This is a genomic window from Ruegeria sp. CDSC025, from assembly GCF_059610805.1.
Genome location: NZ_JBXWOJ010000002.1, coordinates 142,946 through 159,563 on the forward strand (window position 1 = coordinate 142,946; position 16,618 = coordinate 159,563).

The window sequence follows — 16,618 nt, forward strand, 5'->3', positions numbered from 1 at the left end:
AACAACAAAACCTTGTTTTTCTGTGAAAATTAACTGACCATTTCAGGGCAACGCCAAAAAGACGGCACCGGAGGTTAGCGCACGAATCAACCAAAAGCATTGTAGTTACTTGGCAATTTCCCTTCATGCGACGCAGCGACCTGGCTTGTCAAAATTTCTGCTGCGCGGTAACCCCAAGGGCGCATTTCGCGCGACACTTGATGAGGGGCCAATGACCGCACGTTTCCAAGGAACAGCCGAATACGTCGCCACAGACGATCTGACCATTGCGGTAAATGCCGCCGTGACGCTGGAACGTCCCTTGCTGGTCAAAGGTGAGCCGGGAACTGGCAAGACCGAGTTGGCCAAGCAGGTGGCCGGAGCGTTGGGGCTGCGGATGATCGAGTGGAACGTGAAATCCACCACCCGCGCGCAGCAGGGACTGTATGAATACGATGCCGTCAGTCGTCTGCGCGACAGCCAGTTGGGTGAAGAGCGCGTGCACGACGTGTCGAACTATATCCGCAAGGGTAAATTGTGGCAGGCCTTTGAAACCGATGAAAAGGTCGTGTTGTTGATCGACGAGATCGACAAGGCCGATATCGAGTTTCCGAACGATTTGCTGCAAGAGCTCGATAAGATGGAGTTCCACGTCTACGAGACCAGCGAAACGATCCGCGCCAAGAACCGTCCGATCGTCATCATCACATCGAACAATGAAAAGGAACTGCCCGACGCCTTCCTGCGCCGGTGTTTCTTTCACTATATCCGGTTCCCTGATGAGGCTACGATGCGCCGCATCGTCGAGGTCCATCATCCCGGCATCAAAGACGCGCTTTTGACAACGGCTCTGACCCAGTTCTATGAGATTCGCGAAACTCAGGGCCTGAAGAAAAAGCCATCAACCTCAGAGGTGCTGGACTGGCTCAAGCTGCTGCTGGCCGAGGACCTGACCGCCGAAGATCTCAAGCGCGATGGCGCCAATGCCCTGCCCAAACTGCACGGTGCGCTGCTTAAGAATGAACAGGACGTGCACCTGTTCGAACGCCTGGCATTCATGGCCCGCAACAAACGCTGAGCCGGTAAACCCTCGGTGATCGCCGCTTGCCTTAGCAAGTCTCGGATGCAAGCATTGGTCTCGGGTTGCCCGGCTTGTCCGGGCAATTTACCATCAGACCCAACGGGACTCAGCAATGCCAGAAACAGTAACAATTCGAGCCTTGCATCCGACTGATCGCGAGGACTGGGCGGATATGTGGCGGGACTATCTGGCGTTTTATGAAACGACGGTTCCGGATTCCGTCTATGACAGCACATTCTCGCGACTGCTGGGGGATGATCCGAACGATTTTTCTTGTTTCGTCGCGCAGGCCGACGGGGGGCTTGTGGGTTTGACCCACTTTCTGTTCCACCGCCATGCCTGGAAGGAAGAAAGCGTGTGCTACTTGCAGGACCTATTCGCCCGGCCCGAGGCGCGCGGCATGGGGGTCGGTCGCGCTTTGATTCAGGCCGTTTACGACGAAGCGGACCGGCAAGGTGCACCGTCTGTCTATTGGCTGACGCAGGATTTCAACCATACCGCGCGAAAGCTCTATGACAGGATCGGCAAACAGACACCTTTCATCAAGTATCAGCGCCCATGACGCGATGGGTCGCAATCTTGATCAGCTTTGTCCTGACTGCATGTGCCACGATTGAGCCTGCCGAAAGCCCACCCGAGATTGTGGACGTCGAACCACCCCTGCCCCCCGCCAAGTCCTTTACGCGTGCATACCCCTCGCCTCCGGCGCGGTCGAATGAAAACATTGCAGCGGATTTCATCTCTCTGCATTTCGCACTGGAAGGGGGTACGGAACTGCCTGTTTTTACCCGGTTCGAAACCCCGATCACGGTGCGGTTGACAGGGGCTGCGACGGCCTCGCTTCAAAAGGATCTGGGCCGCCTGCTGACCCGTCTGCGCACCGAGGCCGGGATAGACATCAAACAGATCAGGGACGGTCAGGCCAACATCACGATCGCGGCGGTCAGTCAAAAAGAAATTCAGGACATCCTGCCTCAGGCTGCATGTTTCGTGGTACCCAATGCCTCAAGCCTTGAGGAGTACCGCCGGGATCGGTTCAAACAGAAAAGCAGCTGGACCAAACTGAGCAGCCGTGAGCGACTGGGCATCTTCATTCCCGCAGATGCAAGTCCGCAGGAAAAACGTGACTGCCTGCACGAAGAGATTGCACAGGCGCTTGGCCCGCTGAATGACCTGTATCGCCTTCCGGACTCGGTATTCAACGATGACAATATCCACACGGTCCTGACCGGGTTCGACATGTTGATCCTGAAGGCCGCATATTCATCCCAACTGCACAGCGGTATGACACGTGAACAGGTCGAAACGGCCATACCCGAAATTCTCTCGCGTCTGAATCCGCGCGGTGATGCGGTGCCGGTACAGCCCATGTCGGAAACTCCACGAGCCTGGATTTCAGCAATTCAGAAATCCTTGCAATCCAGTCGCAGCCAGCAATCGCGCATGAGGCAGGCCCGCAAGGCAGCCCGAATTGGCAAGGAACAAGGTTGGACCGATCACCGGCGCGCTTACCCTCATTACCTGATGGGCCGCATGGAACAGTTCGATGATCCGCATGAAGCGTTGCGCCAATATGATATTGCCCTGCAGTTTCTGCGCGCTACACCGGGCACGGAATTGCATCGATCCTACATCACGACCCAACTGGGCGCCTTTGCGCTTTCGCAAGGCAATGGGCCAGAGTTCCTGCCCAAAATCGACGACGCTATTAACGTGATGACACGGGCTGAGAACGCCTCGCAGCTTGCAACGTTATTGTTGCTGAAAGCCGAGGTCCTGAATGAAGTCGGCCGTTCCGCAGAGGCACGTTCCGTCAGACTGGACAGTCTGAGATGGGCACGATACGGCTTTGGCTCGGATGTAGTGGCCCGGTCGCTTATGCAGGACGTCGCAGAAGGACCAGTCAATTAACGGGGGCGATTAACGCATGATAGTGGTTCTGGGACTGGCGGTGCTGGGTGCGCTCCTTGGGGCGTTGACCGCGCGCAAACGCAACGGCAGCGGCGCCGATATCGCGCAATATGCAGCCGGATATGGAATCGCCTTTGCGCTGGTCGGGCTAATCCTGTCCTTGGTTCTGGTTCGCTTTGTGGTGTAGCCCATGTTTGTTCCCTTTTTCGAAAACCTTCGCAAAGCCGGTATCCCCGTATCCCTGCGGGAATATCTGACCTTTCTGGAGGGTATGAAAAAGGGGCTGGCAACCTATGATGTCGAGGCGTTCTATTACCTCGCCCGCGTGTCGATGGTGAAGGACGAACGCAATATCGACAAGTTCGACCGCGCTTTTGCCGCCAGCTTTGAAGGGCTGGAACAGATCGGGTTCGAACAGGTCCTCGAAGCCGTCGACATCCCTGCCGATTGGCTGGCGAAGATGGCGGAGAAGCACCTCAGCGAAGAGGAAAAAGCCGAGATCGAGGCCCTTGGCGGGTTCGACAAGCTGATGGAGACGCTGAAAGAGCGGCTCAAGGATCAGCAAGGCCGCCATCAAGGTGGCAACAAGTGGATCGGTACGGCAGGAACGTCGCCCTTCGGAGCCTACGGGTACAATCCGGAAGGTGTGCGGATCGGCCAGAAGGAAAGCCGTCATCAGCGCGCGGTCAAGGTTTGGGACAAGCGCGAATTCAAGAACCTGGACGACACGGTCGAACTGGGCACGCGCAACATCAAGGTCGCGCTGAAACGCCTGCGCCGCTGGGCCCGCGAGGGTGCTGCAGAAGAGCTTGATCTGGACGGCACCATCCGCGCCACAGCCGAGCATGGATATCTAGACGTCAAAACCCGGCCCGAACGGCACAATGCCGTCAAGGTTCTGTTGTTTCTGGACGTCGGAGGCTCAATGGACCCACATATCAAAGTGGTGGAAGAGCTGTTCTCGGCCGCAAGAACCGAATTCAAGCATCTGGAATATTACTACTTCCACAACTGCCTGTACGAAGGTGTCTGGCGTGACAACATCCGCCGCTGGGACCAGCAGACGCCGACCCATGAGGTGTTGCGCACCTATGGTCCCGATTACAAATGCATCTTCGTCGGTGACGCCTCGATGAGCCCTTATGAGGTCGCCTATCCCGGCGGTGCCAATGAACATTGGAACCAGGAGGCTGGCCAGATCTGGCTGCAGCGGGCACGCGACCAATGGGCATCGAACCTGTGGATTAACCCAGTGCCTGAGAAGTATTGGGAATATACTCACTCAATCGGAATGATCCGCGAGATTTTTCAGGATCGGATGGTGCCGATGACGCTGGCCGGGCTGGAAAAAGGAATGCGCGAGCTGACGCGATAGCGCCAGCCCGCGGATCAGGTTCTGCCGAGGCCGGGATTACCCGGCGATGGCCTGAATGCCCAGAAACAGAACACCCGACAACACAGCCGCCGCGGGCACGGTAATAATCCAGGCTGCTATGATCGTCATAAAGTGCGAGCGGCGCACCAGCTTGCGCCGGCGGCGTTCTTCCGGTGCCAGAACCGTCCGCTCAGGCACTGTAATGCGGGCTTTACGCAGCCGTCTTTCAGCATCCCATTCCCGGAAGAAGCCGACGCCAAAGACGGCACCCACTGCAATATGGGTCGAGCTTACGGGAAGACCCAGCCAACTGGCCACGATAACGGTGATGGCTGCGGACAGCGCAACGCAATAGGCACGCATCGGGTTAAGTTTGGTTATTTGGCTGCCAACCATTCGGATCAGTTTTGGCCCAAACAGGAACAGGCCAAACGAAATGCCAAAGGCGCCGATGATCATGACCCAATAGGGAATACTGATCGCCTGGGTGAAATCACCCGAGGCAGAGGCTTGCACGATGGCTGCCAAAGGCCCAACGGCATTGGCCACATCATTGGCCCCATGTGCAAAGCTGAGAAGTGCAGCGGACACGATCAGCGGAATGCCAAACAATATTTTGAGGGACTTGTTGCGGTTCTCCAGCCCTTCGGATTGACGTCGAATAACTGGAATCATAACTGCCCAGACCAACGCCCCGCAGACTGCCCCGATCAGCAGAGCAGTGCTCAGGTCGATCTTGACGATCTTCTTGATACCCTTCAGCGCCAGGTAGCTTGCAAACGCCCCAGCCATGATACCAACCAGCATCGGAACCCATTTCCGGGCCGCCGCGATCTTGTCGTCCTGATAGATGATCCTGGCCTTAATGAACCAAAGAAAACCAGCCGCCACCAGACCGCCAAGCATGGGCGAGATAACCCAGCTCGCTGCGATCTTGCTCATGGTTCCCCAGCTTACTGCGCCAAAACCGGCTGCGGCGATCCCCGCCCCCATGACGCCTCCGACAACCGAGTGGGTCGTGGACACGGGCGCTCCGACCCAGGTCGCCAGGTTGACCCAAAGCGCCGAAGACAACAAAGCCGCCATCATCGCCCAGATGAATACAGTCTGCGTTCCCATGCTTTCAGGAGCGATAATGCCCTTCGCGATCGTGGAAACAACGTCACCTCCAGCGATCAGCGCGCCGGCACTTTCGAATATGGCAGCAATCGCGATGGCGCCCCCCATGGTCAGCGCATTGGCCCCGACCGCCGGTCCCATATTGTTGGCAACATCATTGGCCCCGATATTCAGCGCCATATATGCCCCAAACATTGCCGCAAGTACTACGATCAGCGTGTTGTTGCCTTGTCCGAACAGGAAGGCTGCCACAAGACCTGCGACAACGATAAAAGAAAGCGCGATGCCAGACCCGACAAATGGGCGACCCACCTGGGAGGTTGCCACTTCTAGCCGAGAAAAGCGTCTAAGGTCGCGGTCAAGCGTTTCCAGGTGACGGGCTTCGTGGTCATTGTTGGACATTGTATGTTCTCCGACGAGTTCCCGTGCGGATAAGGCGGCAGGCGGCGTTTTTCAACAGTTAGAATCCTAAAGAACCCAGTTTCCACTGCGTCATGGCCGCTTGGAGACCTTTCAGGCCCACGGAAACGCTGATGCCTTGCCCTTGTGTCTGCTTATCCCCATATCAGAACCATGCTCCGAATTACTCCAATTCTTCTGGCGGTTCTGTATGCCGTGGTGATGTACCGGATCTCGGTCTGGCGCACCCATCGCGAGCTTGACCTGAAATCGACCGAACTGGCCGATCCCGCCCTCAAGCGTATGACTGACCGGCTGGCGGCGGCGCTGGGGATCGAGAGGGTTCCGGTCTATATATATGAAATCGACCCGGTGAACGGGCTTGCGGCGCCGGATGGACGAATATTCATCACACGCGGGTTTTATCGCAAGTTCCTCAATGGCGAGGTTTCCGCCGAAGAGATGGCGAGCGTCATCGCACATGAACTGGGGCATGTGGCCTTGGGTCATGCACGTCGGCGGATGATTGATTTTTCTGGACAGAATGCGTTGCGGACAGCCTTGATGCTGCTTCTGAGCCGGTTCATCCCATTCATCGGTGCGATGATTGCAAATGCGCTGACTGCGCTTTTGGCGTCGCGCCTGTCACGTGGGGATGAATATGAAGCAGATGAATATGCCGCCGCCCTGCTAACCAAAGCCGGAATCGGCATCGGCCCGCAAAAGTCTCTGTTTCATAAGCTTGAGGATTTGACGCAGCAACGCGCGGGCGTTGTACCCGCCTGGTTGATGAGCCATCCCAAAACGGATGAGCGGATTGCGGCGCTGGAAGTGCTTGAGCAGCGTTGGGCGCGTGGCTGAGGCTCGGCGGCGAGAGGCCAGCCCCTCGCGCTCTCCGAGGTAATTTTAGCCAGATGAAGTAGGGATCCCACTTAGCTGGCGAGCGCTTTGCCCAGACGCGGCAGGCGGGCTTTTTTCATCAATCCACGCAAAGTCCATGTATCGCCTGACAGGCGGTTTGCTTCGGCCAGTACCTGCTGTGCAAGCTGGTCCAGCCCTTGCGGGTCGTTATACCAGAAACCATGCAGCAGACTGTCAGGGTCACGCCGCTCAAGCCCTTCTTCTGCAAGAATATTTCTGGGGAAATCCTTGGCGTTGACCGTGACGATGATATCCGCTGACGCGGCTACTGCAGTGGCCAAAACGTGGATATCAGCGGCGTCCGGCAGCCAGAGCCGAGCCTGCAGGCCATCATTGGCTGGGCGTTCTGCCTTGGGCCATTTGACCTGCGTCAGGGCAATCTCAGCACGGGCCTGCGCCTCGCCTTCGGGGCCCAGTTTGCGCGCGGCGCGGGCCCATTCCTCGAGGATGCGCGCCGACCATATAGGGGTGAAATGACCTAGTCGGGCGGTGCCCAACAGCATCTCACGCATCACCGTTGGATAGATGACGCAGGTATCGAGTACAGCCTTCATAACCGGTAGAACACGGCCTTGAGGTAACCGCTTTCAGCCAGCTGCGGCAGTTGCGGGTGATCGGGCCCGGCAAAGCCCGTATGGATCAGTTGGGCTGAGCGCCCGGCGCGCCCGATACCACGGGATGAGGCGTCGCGGAAGCGGCCCAGATCAGCAGCGTGCGAGCAAGAGCATAAGCCCAGATATCCGCCCGGCTTGACCAGTGTGGCGGCCAATCGCGCAATGCGTTCATAAGCCCGCAGCCCTGCATCCAGCGCCTGCCTTGATGGTGCAAAGGCGGGAGGATCACAGATAACGACGTCGAATTTAGCGCCTTCGTCGTTCAACTGAGCCAACACATCAAAGGCATCGCCTTGGCGCGTGTTGAATTGATCGGCAAAGCCAGAAGCCTCGGCCCCTTTTGCGGCCAACTCCAATGCCGCGGCCGACCCGTCGACCGACAGCGCCTGTCCGGCGCCACCCGCCAGCATCGCCAACCCGAACCCTCCGACATGGCTGAAGACATCCAGTACCTGTGCCTTGGGTTGAACCAGCTGCGCAGCAAAGGCGTGATTGGGGCGTTGGTCATAGAACAGGCCGGTTTTCTGACCGCCCGCCAAATCCGCCATATAGGTTGCACCGTTCATCAACACGGGCAAAGGCGCATCTGGGACAGTGCCGCGCAAGGTCAGGTTGACATCATCCAACCCTTCCAGACCGCGTGTCCGGCCCGAGGCGTTTTTCAGCACGGTCGTCACGCCGGTCACGGCGGTCAGTGCATCGGTCAACATATCCAGATGCGCTTCGGCCCAGGCAGCGTTGGGCTGGATCACACACGCCTCACCGAACCGGTCGATGATGACACCCGGAAAGCCATCGGCCTCGGCATGGATCAGGCGGTAAAAGGGCGAGTCAAACAGGCGTTCGCGCATATCAAGCGCGCGGCGCAGACGGGTTTCGAACCAATCAGCCGTCAGCTCGGCGTCAGGATCGCGGTCCAGCACACGGCACATGATTTTCGATTCAGGATTGACCGCCACCAACGCGATCGGCGCGCGATTTTCATCCTCGAGCACGGCCAGCGCGCCAGCAGGGATTTTGCGCGTGCGACGGTCGGTGACAATGTCATTGGCATAGACCCACGGGAAGCCATGGCGAAGGCCGCGCGCATTGGCTTTGGGTTTCAGGCGGATACGGGGACGGTCTGCAGTTTGGGTCATGGCGACCTCATAGTCGCGAACGCGCCGAGGGGAAAGCCCTAGCGGTTGCGAGACCGCCAACCACCGCGCCGTTTCGGCGCCTGAGCTGATTGCAACCCTTCGGTCAGCACCTGTGTCATTGGGTGATCGGCCTCATCTTTGGCATAGATGGCGTGCAGGTCAGACAGGGCTTGCCTCTGATCACGCCCCTCCGGAAGGCTCAACGCCCAGTCCAGAAAGATACTGCGACATTCGGGCAATGTGATGCCATCGATGCGATAGGCCTCGCGGATCAGGCCTTTGTGATCGTTCGGATCGTCATTGCGCGGCATCTTTATCCTCCTGAATCACGCGGCCGATAATTTCGGCGGCGATATCGTAGCTTTCCTGCAACGCGGCCTGCAACTGTTCTACCTGCTCATACCCGGTGGCCCGACACAGGAAGGCGGAACCGCCCTCTCCGATTTTATCGGCCTCGATAACCTTACCTGACAACAGTCGAGCTGCGCATTGCACAGACCAGCATAGATCGTAGCAATCCTTCAACGTTTGCGCCTGAGCGACATCCAAAAGCGCGGCTGCGACTGCACCGTCCAACCCGGCATGTACATCGCGCTTTGCAACACCGGACAGTAAAGCGCCTGTTTCGGCCATCAGCTCTATGTCCATCATGCGTCCGGCCCCATTCTTGGCATCCCAAATACCGGCGGGGGTTTTCGCGGCTGCCAGACGCGCGCGCATTTCGGCAACTTCGCGCAAAACCTGCGCCTGATCGCGGGAGCGCGAAACAAGCTCTGTTCGAAAGCCCTCGATATCGTCGGCCAGAGAGGGCTCACCGGCGACGGGATTTGCGCGCGTCAGGGCTAGGTGTTCCCACACCCATGCCTCATTCTGCTGATAGTTCGTGAAGCTGGCCCAACTGGTCGCCACCGGCCCCTGATTGCCCGAGGGGCGCAGCCGCATGTCGACCTCATAAAGTCGCCCCTGCGACATTGGAGCCGACAGCGCCGTGATCAGTGCCTGCGTGAACCGGGCATAGTAGGTCCGCGTGGCAAGAGGCCGTGGGCCCTCGGACATGTCCTGATCCAGCGGGTCGTAGATCACGATCATATCAAGGTCAGATTGCGAGTTGATCCGCCCTGCCCCCAGGGATCCCATGCCCAACACAGCGGCACCGCGACCAGGTGCGGGCCCGTGTTTGCTGGTGAACTGGTCCACAACACATGGCAGGATCGCAGCGATCACCGCGCTTGCAAGTTCGGCATATTGCTGCCCGGCCTGCACGCCGTCGATCAACCCGCGCAGATGGTGAACGCCGATCCGGAAATGCCATTCCTTGCACCAGCGCCGCGCCAGATCAAGCTGGCTTTCGTAGTCCTGCTCCTGCGAGAGTTCTCGCTCCAATTCGCCCTGCAGCACCGTCCGGCCCGGCCAGTCGTCAAAGAAGCTGCCGCCAATCACCGCATCAAAGACCGAGGCGTTGTGCGACAAATGCGCGGCCAATGCATGCGACGTGCCTACTATATCGACAAGCAGGTCGATAAGCTGCGGGTTGGCCTCGAACAGAGAAAACAGCTGCACGCCCGCAGGCAACCCGCGAAGGAAGCCGTCCAGTGCCAGCAGCGCCTCATCCGGTTGGGCGGTTTTGGCAAGACGCGTCAGCAGCTCTGGTTTCAGCCGTTCGAAAATCCGCGCCCCGCGCTGAGAACGCAGTGATGGGTAGGTCGTCCAGCGCGCCAATATGCTTTCGTCAAATTCAACTTCTGGCAAAGGTGCACGGGCTGTCGGGCCGGGGGCGAAAAAACCTTCGGTCAACTCATGAACCTCGGTCAGTCGCCGTTTCAGATCCGCAGTCAGATCGGCGCTATCAATCCCCATCAGGCATGCAATCCGCTCAATCCCGTCCGAGGATTGCGGAATCTTATGGGTCTGCGCATCATGGATCATCTGAATGCGGTGTTCAACTTCGCGATGCGCGCGGTAGTGATCGGTAAGCTTTTCAGCCACGTCCTCGGGCACCCACCCTTTGCCGGCCAAAGCCGCCAAACCCGGTACAGTGCCACGCACGCGCAGGTCCGTATCGCGACCTCCGGCAATCAACTGTCGGGTCTGAGTGAAGAATTCAATCTCGCGTATCCCGCCTTGCCCTAGTTTCATATCATGACCCGGAATGGTCAGCGCACCGCCTGTCCCTTTGTTTTCGCGGATACGCAAGCGCATGTCATGGGCATCCTGAATAGCCGCGAAGTCCAGATGCCTTCGCCAGATGAAGGGGCGGAGCGTATCCAAGAAACGCTGCCCCGCAGCGATATCGCCAGCGCAGGGACGCGCTTTGATATATGCGGCGCGCTCCCAAGTGCGGCCCAGACTTTCATAGTACCGTTCGGCAGCTTCCGCAGCCAGACAAACTGGCGTCACCGCAGGGTCAGGCCGCAGCCTTAGATCCGTGCGAAATACATATCCATCCGCTGTCTTGTCACTGAGTGTGGCGCAGAAATTCCGTGTCGCCCGGACCATCCCTTGCCGCGCATCATAGAAATCGTCCGGATCATAGCGCGTTTCGTCAAACAAAACGATCAGGTCGATATCAGAGCTGTAGTTCAACTCATGCGCACCCATCTTGCCCATGGCCAATATGATCATTCCCGCGGCAGAGGCGATATCATCTTCGGTCATCCCCGGCAATTTACCTCGCCGGATCAAGGTTGCAATCTCGGCCTTGGCGGCAACATCCGCTACCATGGCCCCGAAATCGGTTAGTGCCCCTGTAACTTTTTCCAACGGCCAGGCCCCTGCCAGATCCGCTAGGGCGGTCAACAGCGCTAAACGCCTCTTGGCCTGCCTCAGCCCCGGCCTGAGTTGATCCGCAGGCAAGGCCCTTGCGGTTTCCATAATGGATGCAAGCATCGCGTCCGGTTGCGCCAAAGCTTGCGGTAGCCAGTCAGCTTCCAGATCAATCAGGCCTTTGAGATAGGGGCTGGAGCCCGCAGCCCCTGCGATCAGTTCCCCCTGCTCAGGTGTAATGCCACCCACTGCATCGCGCGCTTCGGAACCAAGTGAAGGATCAAAGGCGCGCGGTACACGGTTGACGGCAAGAAGTCCTGTCATTTCATCTCCGATGACGTGGTTTCAGTATTTCTGTGGCCAAATATCTGACCCGACATTGCAACAATTTGGCGCTTAACTCAAAACAGCGCCGCAGCAGACAACCCAGCCAATGTTTGAAAGAAACCGTGGTGCGTTAGACTGAAATTGCGCTTGTTCAGATGTCAGGTCAACCATCCGAAATTCAGAAATGTAAATCATTTTCACATTGACCTCTTGTAACTGGGTTTGGTGCCCCCATCTATTCAATGTGAAAGCAATTTACATCTAACCCGGAGAGCACCAATGACCGCATTGACCGAACACGCCGTCCCTGAAAACCCGGGATGGCTCAGCCGCGCAGAAGCCTGGCTTGACGATAAAGGCAAAGGGGCCTGGATCGCAGCCATGGTCCTTGGCTTTATCTTTTTCTGGCCCGTCGGCCTGGCCCTTCTGGCCTACATGATCTGGAGCAAACGTATGTTCAACAAATCCTGCAGCCGTCGCAAATCCTGGCACAGCCACATGAGCGCAATGAAACCCTCGGGCAACAGCGCATTCGACGCCTACAAGTCCGACACTCTGGCTCGGCTGGAGCGTGAGCAACAGGAATTCGAAGCGTTCCTGCATCGCCTGCGCGAAGCGAAAGACAAGGCCGAATTCGACCAGTTCATGGATGAACGCGTCCGCGAGAACCGCGAAAGCGATGAAACCGGCGATAACGCCTGATCGACCTTGCCCTGTTCCGACAATCGGGACAGGGTATTTGAAACATCTACCGGAATGACCCGTATGCACTCCTTGCCAGACCCGAACCGACAGCCCGAGTTTTACCAGTCCGTCACGACCAAACGGTTCCTGGCCTGGCTGTTCGATATCGCCTTTATTTCGCTGCTTTGTACCGTCGCCATCGTCCTGACCCTCGGGCTAGGCGTACTGATACTCGCCCTGATTTATGCGGTGGTCAGTTTTGTCTATCGCGTCGTCACAATCGCCAACGGCTCGGCCACTCTGGGTATGCGTTTCATGGGGGTCGAACTGCGCGACGCTTTTGGTGAACGAATGGACACAGGTAAAGCGGTCGCACACACAGCCGGTTATTTTGTCAGCATGGCATTTCCGGTGCTGCAAATCATTTCAGTCATCATGATGCTGACCGGCGCGCGCGGCCAGGGCCTGACTGACACCCTTCTCGGAACTGTTATGATTAACCGTCGCGCTTAAAAGACTGTCGCGTGAATCACTTGGCGGCTCCGGGAACGGTTGTTATCATCCCGTTTCAGGAACCATAGGACATTCATGCGACACACGCTGCCAATCGCGCCGCAATTCTACGTTACGGCCCCTCAGCCTTGCCCTTATCTTGAGGGCAAGATGGAGCGTAAGCTGTTCACAGCGCTGCAGGGCGAAGGCGCAAATCAACTGAATGACTCCCTTTCCCAGCAAGGGTTTCGACGGTCTCAGAACGTCCTATACCGCCCTTCCTGCACCGATTGCGCCGCGTGTTTGTCCGCGCGGATTGACGTTTCGGCCTTTCAACCCAGCAAAAGCCAGAAACGCGCGGTCAGGCGGAACTCATATCTGCGACGCCGGGCGAATTCCCCATGGGCTACCGACGAACAGTATGACCTGTTCCGCACCTATCTTGACACCCGACATGCGGATGGCGGCATGGCGGATATGGACGTCTTCGAATTTGCAGCCATGATCGAAGAGACCCCCATACGCAGCCGAGTGGTCGAATATTCAGACCCGGAATCCGGCAATCTGATCGCTGTCAGTTTGACCGATGTCTTGGATGACGGGCTGAGCATGGTCTATTCATTCTATAGCCCGGAACAGCCTCAGAATTCACTGGGCACGTACATGATTTTGGATCACATCGACATCGCACGCGAGGCGGGTCTGCCCTATATTTATCTTGGCTACTGGGTGCCTGGCAGCCCGAAAATGGGATACAAATCCCGCTTTGCAGGGCTGGAAGTTTACAGCCAGGGCGAATGGAAACGGGTCAAGGATCCCTATGACATTGCACATGACGGCCACCACCCGCTGTCCACAGCCCCCATCGCCGAACAGGTTGCCAGCATCCAACTGCCTGATCGTCACCCGACCAAAGGCTGAAACCTGATGCAACAAAGCCTCCACGCCGTTACGCTTGTCGTGCCGGATTACGATGATGCCATCGCCTTTTTCACGCATACACTCAGCTTTTCCCTGACGCAGGACATCGACTTGGGCGCTGGAAAAAGATGGGTCCGCGTAAGCCCACCCGGATCCACCGGGGGCTCACTTCTACTCGCCAGGGCCATCGATGCAGATCAGAGAACCGCAATCGGCAACCAGACAGGTGGTCGGGTCGGCTTCTTTCTGGAAACAGACAATTTCGACCGCGACTATAAGGACATGCTGGCCAAAGGCGTCCATTTCGAAGAAGCCCCGCGCCATGAACCATATGGAACCGTAGCAGTCTGGCAGGACCCGTTCGAAAACAGATGGGATCTGATCCAATTCACCTGATCCGCATCTTCATCTGGCCAAAAATACCTCGGGGTTGAATTGACCGCAGGCCAAGAAGGGGCTGGCCCCTTCTACCTACAAACAAAGCAAAGGGGGCCAGCTGGCCCCCCTTTTCATTTGAACACCTGATCTTTGATCAATTCGGGATCAGATCCGGCACGATGGTCACAATCGCAGGGAAGAACCAAAGGATTCCGATACCTACCACCTGGATCAGCACAAACGGTACAATCCCACGATAGATATGGCCGGTGGTCACTTCTTTCGGCGCGACCCCGCGCAGATAGAACAGCGCAAATCCAAAAGGTGGTGTCAGGAACGAGGTCTGCAGGTTCACCGCCACCATGATCGTCACCCATTTCGGATCAAAAGACCCGCCATAGATTACCGGGCCTACAATCGGGATCACGATGTAGATGATTTCCAGGAAATCCAGTACGAACCCAAGGAAGAACAGCACCAGCATCACGATCAGGAAGACTGTGAATTCATTGTCAAAGCTCTTGAGGAACTGCTGGATATAGTGCTCACCGCCAAACGAGATCACCACAAGGTTCAGCAATTGAGACCCGATCAAAATGGTGAACACCATTGAGGTCACCTTGGCGGTTTCCCGCACCACCGGGGTCAGCACGCCGCTGGAATAAAGAACCCAGCAGCCGAACAGCAAACCGAACAGGGCATACAGATAGGCCGCATAGGCTATGATGAAGGCAATCCAGGTTTCGGCCGAGGCGCTGCTCTGATTGATGCGCAAATCAAAATTGACCCCCATCAACAGGGCAATGACCACGGCGAAGGTGGCCCAGATGATGACCTTGCCGGACCGCTCCTGATCTTGCAGCTTGCGATAGGCCGCCAGCATGATCGCACCACCTGCGCCCAAAGCCGCCGCCGGTGTTGGGTTGGTCACCCCACCCAGGATCGACCCCAGCACCGCGATGATCAGAACCAGCGGAGGAAAGACCACCCGGATCAGATCATTGGTGGCACAGCGCGCCGCAGCCTCTTTGCAGCCATAGATGGCCAAGGCAAAGGGCAACGCCAGCATCACAAAGGTCAACCCTGACGACGTTGTTGGCGACACGAACAGAATATCGACAAGCAACATCAGGATCAGACCAATGGACCCAAGGATCAGCGGCTGTGGCGACCGTGACGGCGCAATGCCCCGACCCAGCACAATGGTCAGACCCAGCAACAGAACCATCACCGCAACACCCGTTCCAATCGGAGCGGCGTTGGCAATCTTCTCTTGCTGCGCGGTGGCCAGTTCTTCCTCGGTCAGACGGGTCGATTCTGCGGCACCACCTGCGTCATCAATGGCCGTTTGCTCGGCCACGGCCTGATCCCAGGCGGATTGACCATGCAGCTCAATCATCGAGGCTTTGCAGGTTTCGGAAACGTTGGTCCGCAGCGATGCGCCCTGCCCGATATCAGAGAAAGCCGAGACCGAGACGTTCTGGCTGCCGATAACCCCCAGATTGCCCAGCAGAACTGTACCCACGATCAGCGCGACAGGCGCACCCAGCAACCAGGTGAAACCTTCTGAACGGGTAATGGGCTCTCCGCTGCCGCCGGTCATGGGCACCGCAGGCGCCTTATGCGGGTTGAGCAGCGCATAGCCAAAGGCATAAAGCGCATATAGCAGCGCCAACATGATCCCTGGCAGCAAGGCGGCCTGGAACAAAGTACCGACCGAGACAACCGCAGGCTCACCCAGATAGGTCAGTGCGTCCGTGCATCCTGCGTCAACCGCGCGGGTCTCTTGAGCCGTCGAATACAAGTCACCGGCCAGCGTTCCCAGCAGAACAATCACGATCGAGGGCGGGATGATCTGCCCCAGCGTACCTGAAGCCGCAATGACACCCGTCGCCAATTCAGGCGAATAGTTGTTGCGCAGCATGGTTGGCAGCGCCAGCAAGCCCATGGTTACAACGGTCGCGCCCACGATCCCGGTTGAGGCCGCAAGAAACGCCCCCACGACCACAATCGAAACGGCCAGACCACCCGGCAACGGTCCAAAGACGCGCGCCATTGTGGTCAGCAGATCATTGGCGATCTTCGACCGTTCAAGCGTGATGCCCATCAGCACGAACATCAAAACCGCCAGAAGGGTTTCAATGGACTGACCGGCCAGAACACGCTCGTTCATGCGGTTCACGATGAACGACACGTTGCGGTCCAGAGCGGTTTCCCAGCCCGAGACAAAAACAGGCTCGGCAATCCTTGGTAAGTCCGGGAAGCGGAACACTGATATGGTATCGGGTTTAACCCCCGTGCTGACCAGATCCTGATACGCCGCAGAGCCGGTGTCGATCGCCTGGTGAATCAGCAAACCTGCGCTGTCCAATGCGGCGATGATGCCGAATGAGATCACTCCTGCCCCGCCGATGGCGAAGGCCACCGGAAAACCGGATAGAATACCTCCGAAGAGGCAGAAAAATACGATAATGAGGCCTATCTCGACGCCATCAAGTCCGAATAGCATTGTCTG

16 protein-coding genes are annotated in these 16,618 nt (G+C 57.6%); 10 read left to right on the forward strand and 6 right to left on the reverse strand.

Annotation, left to right across the window (positions count from 1 at the left end; genetic code table 11):
* The first annotated feature begins 211 nt into the window (after positions 1-211).
* From AC2FH8_RS03875 to AC2FH8_RS03895, 5 genes are all read left to right on the forward strand, one after another.
* Positions 212-1,057 carry an AAA family ATPase gene (locus tag AC2FH8_RS03875; RefSeq protein ID WP_271948074.1) on the forward strand — a complete coding sequence of 282 codons (846 nt, stop codon included), beginning with the start codon at positions 212-214 and terminating at the stop codon, positions 1,055-1,057.
* Positions 1,058-1,172: 115 nt separating this feature from the next.
* Positions 1,173-1,622 (forward strand): GNAT family N-acetyltransferase, encoded by a 450-nt coding sequence (locus AC2FH8_RS03880; protein WP_496688347.1) that lies wholly within the window; start codon positions 1,173-1,175, stop codon positions 1,620-1,622.
* Complete coding sequence (locus AC2FH8_RS03885) at positions 1,619-2,971, forward strand: DUF2927 domain-containing protein (RefSeq protein ID WP_496688349.1); 1,353 nt, start codon at positions 1,619-1,621, stop codon at positions 2,969-2,971. The genes AC2FH8_RS03880 and AC2FH8_RS03885 overlap by 4 nt, the downstream gene beginning before the upstream one ends.
* 16 nt (positions 2,972-2,987) lie before the next feature.
* On the forward strand, positions 2,988-3,158 hold the full coding sequence (locus tag AC2FH8_RS03890) for a hypothetical protein (protein WP_185956603.1): 171 nt from the start codon (positions 2,988-2,990) through the stop codon (positions 3,156-3,158).
* A 3-nt stretch (positions 3,159-3,161) separates the two neighbouring features.
* On the forward strand, positions 3,162-4,346 hold the full coding sequence (locus tag AC2FH8_RS03895) for a vWA domain-containing protein (RefSeq protein ID WP_496688351.1): 1,185 nt from the start codon (positions 3,162-3,164) through the stop codon (positions 4,344-4,346).
* Between the two features lie 36 nt (positions 4,347-4,382).
* On the opposite strand, the gene AC2FH8_RS03900 is transcribed toward AC2FH8_RS03895, so the two are convergent.
* Positions 4,383-5,867 carry an inorganic phosphate transporter gene (locus AC2FH8_RS03900; protein WP_142633316.1) on the reverse strand — a complete coding sequence of 495 codons (1,485 nt, stop codon included), beginning with the start codon at positions 5,865-5,867 and terminating at the stop codon, positions 4,383-4,385.
* A gap of 171 nt (positions 5,868-6,038) precedes the next feature.
* On the opposite strand from AC2FH8_RS03900, the gene AC2FH8_RS03905 reads away from it, so the two are divergent.
* Positions 6,039-6,725 (forward strand): M48 family metallopeptidase, encoded by a 687-nt coding sequence (locus AC2FH8_RS03905; protein ID WP_142633315.1) that lies wholly within the window; start codon positions 6,039-6,041, stop codon positions 6,723-6,725.
* 71 nt (positions 6,726-6,796) lie between these two features.
* Here AC2FH8_RS03905 and AC2FH8_RS03910 read toward each other — a convergent pair whose 3' ends face one another.
* Genes AC2FH8_RS03910 through AC2FH8_RS03925 form a run of 4 tightly spaced genes read right to left on the reverse strand, consistent with a single transcriptional unit; the run spans position 6,797 to position 11,625 of the window.
* A complete protein-coding gene (locus AC2FH8_RS03910; RefSeq protein WP_496688353.1) occupies positions 6,797-7,339 on the reverse strand; it encodes an RSP_2648 family PIN domain-containing protein in 543 nt (180 codons plus the stop codon).
* Entirely contained in the window at positions 7,336-8,538 is a 1,203-nt protein-coding gene (locus tag AC2FH8_RS03915) for an RSP_2647 family RNA methyltransferase (RefSeq protein ID WP_496688355.1), read from the reverse strand. Before AC2FH8_RS03915 ends, AC2FH8_RS03910 begins: the two co-directional genes overlap by 4 nt.
* 38 nt (positions 8,539-8,576) lie before the next feature.
* Positions 8,577-8,849, reverse strand: a complete 273-nt coding sequence (locus AC2FH8_RS03920; protein WP_281971953.1) for a hypothetical protein — start codon at positions 8,847-8,849, stop codon at positions 8,577-8,579.
* A complete protein-coding gene (locus AC2FH8_RS03925) occupies positions 8,836-11,625 on the reverse strand; it encodes a [protein-PII] uridylyltransferase family protein (RefSeq protein ID WP_496688358.1) in 2,790 nt (929 codons plus the stop codon). The genes AC2FH8_RS03920 and AC2FH8_RS03925 overlap by 14 nt, the downstream gene beginning before the upstream one ends.
* Before the next feature lie 282 nt (positions 11,626-11,907).
* Here AC2FH8_RS03925 and AC2FH8_RS03930 point away from each other — a divergent pair, with 282 nt between their 5' ends.
* From AC2FH8_RS03930 to AC2FH8_RS03945, 4 genes are all read left to right on the forward strand, one after another.
* Positions 11,908-12,330, forward strand: a complete 423-nt coding sequence (locus tag AC2FH8_RS03930; RefSeq protein ID WP_142633305.1) for a DUF2852 domain-containing protein — start codon at positions 11,908-11,910, stop codon at positions 12,328-12,330.
* Between the two features lie 63 nt (positions 12,331-12,393).
* A complete protein-coding gene (locus tag AC2FH8_RS03935) occupies positions 12,394-12,825 on the forward strand; it encodes an RDD family protein (RefSeq protein ID WP_142635100.1) in 432 nt (143 codons plus the stop codon).
* 75 nt (positions 12,826-12,900) lie between these two features.
* Positions 12,901-13,725, forward strand: coding sequence for an arginyltransferase (locus AC2FH8_RS03940; protein ID WP_496688360.1), 825 nt, complete (start codon positions 12,901-12,903; stop codon positions 13,723-13,725).
* 6 nt (positions 13,726-13,731) lie between these two features.
* On the forward strand, positions 13,732-14,121 hold the full coding sequence (locus AC2FH8_RS03945) for a VOC family protein (protein WP_496688362.1): 390 nt from the start codon (positions 13,732-13,734) through the stop codon (positions 14,119-14,121).
* A gap of 136 nt (positions 14,122-14,257) precedes the next feature.
* Here the strand turns inward: AC2FH8_RS03945 and AC2FH8_RS03950 are convergent, their stop codons facing one another.
* Entirely contained in the window at positions 14,258-16,612 is a 2,355-nt protein-coding gene (locus AC2FH8_RS03950) for a TRAP transporter large permease (RefSeq protein ID WP_281971950.1), read from the reverse strand.
* Between the last annotated feature and the right edge of the window lie 6 nt (positions 16,613-16,618).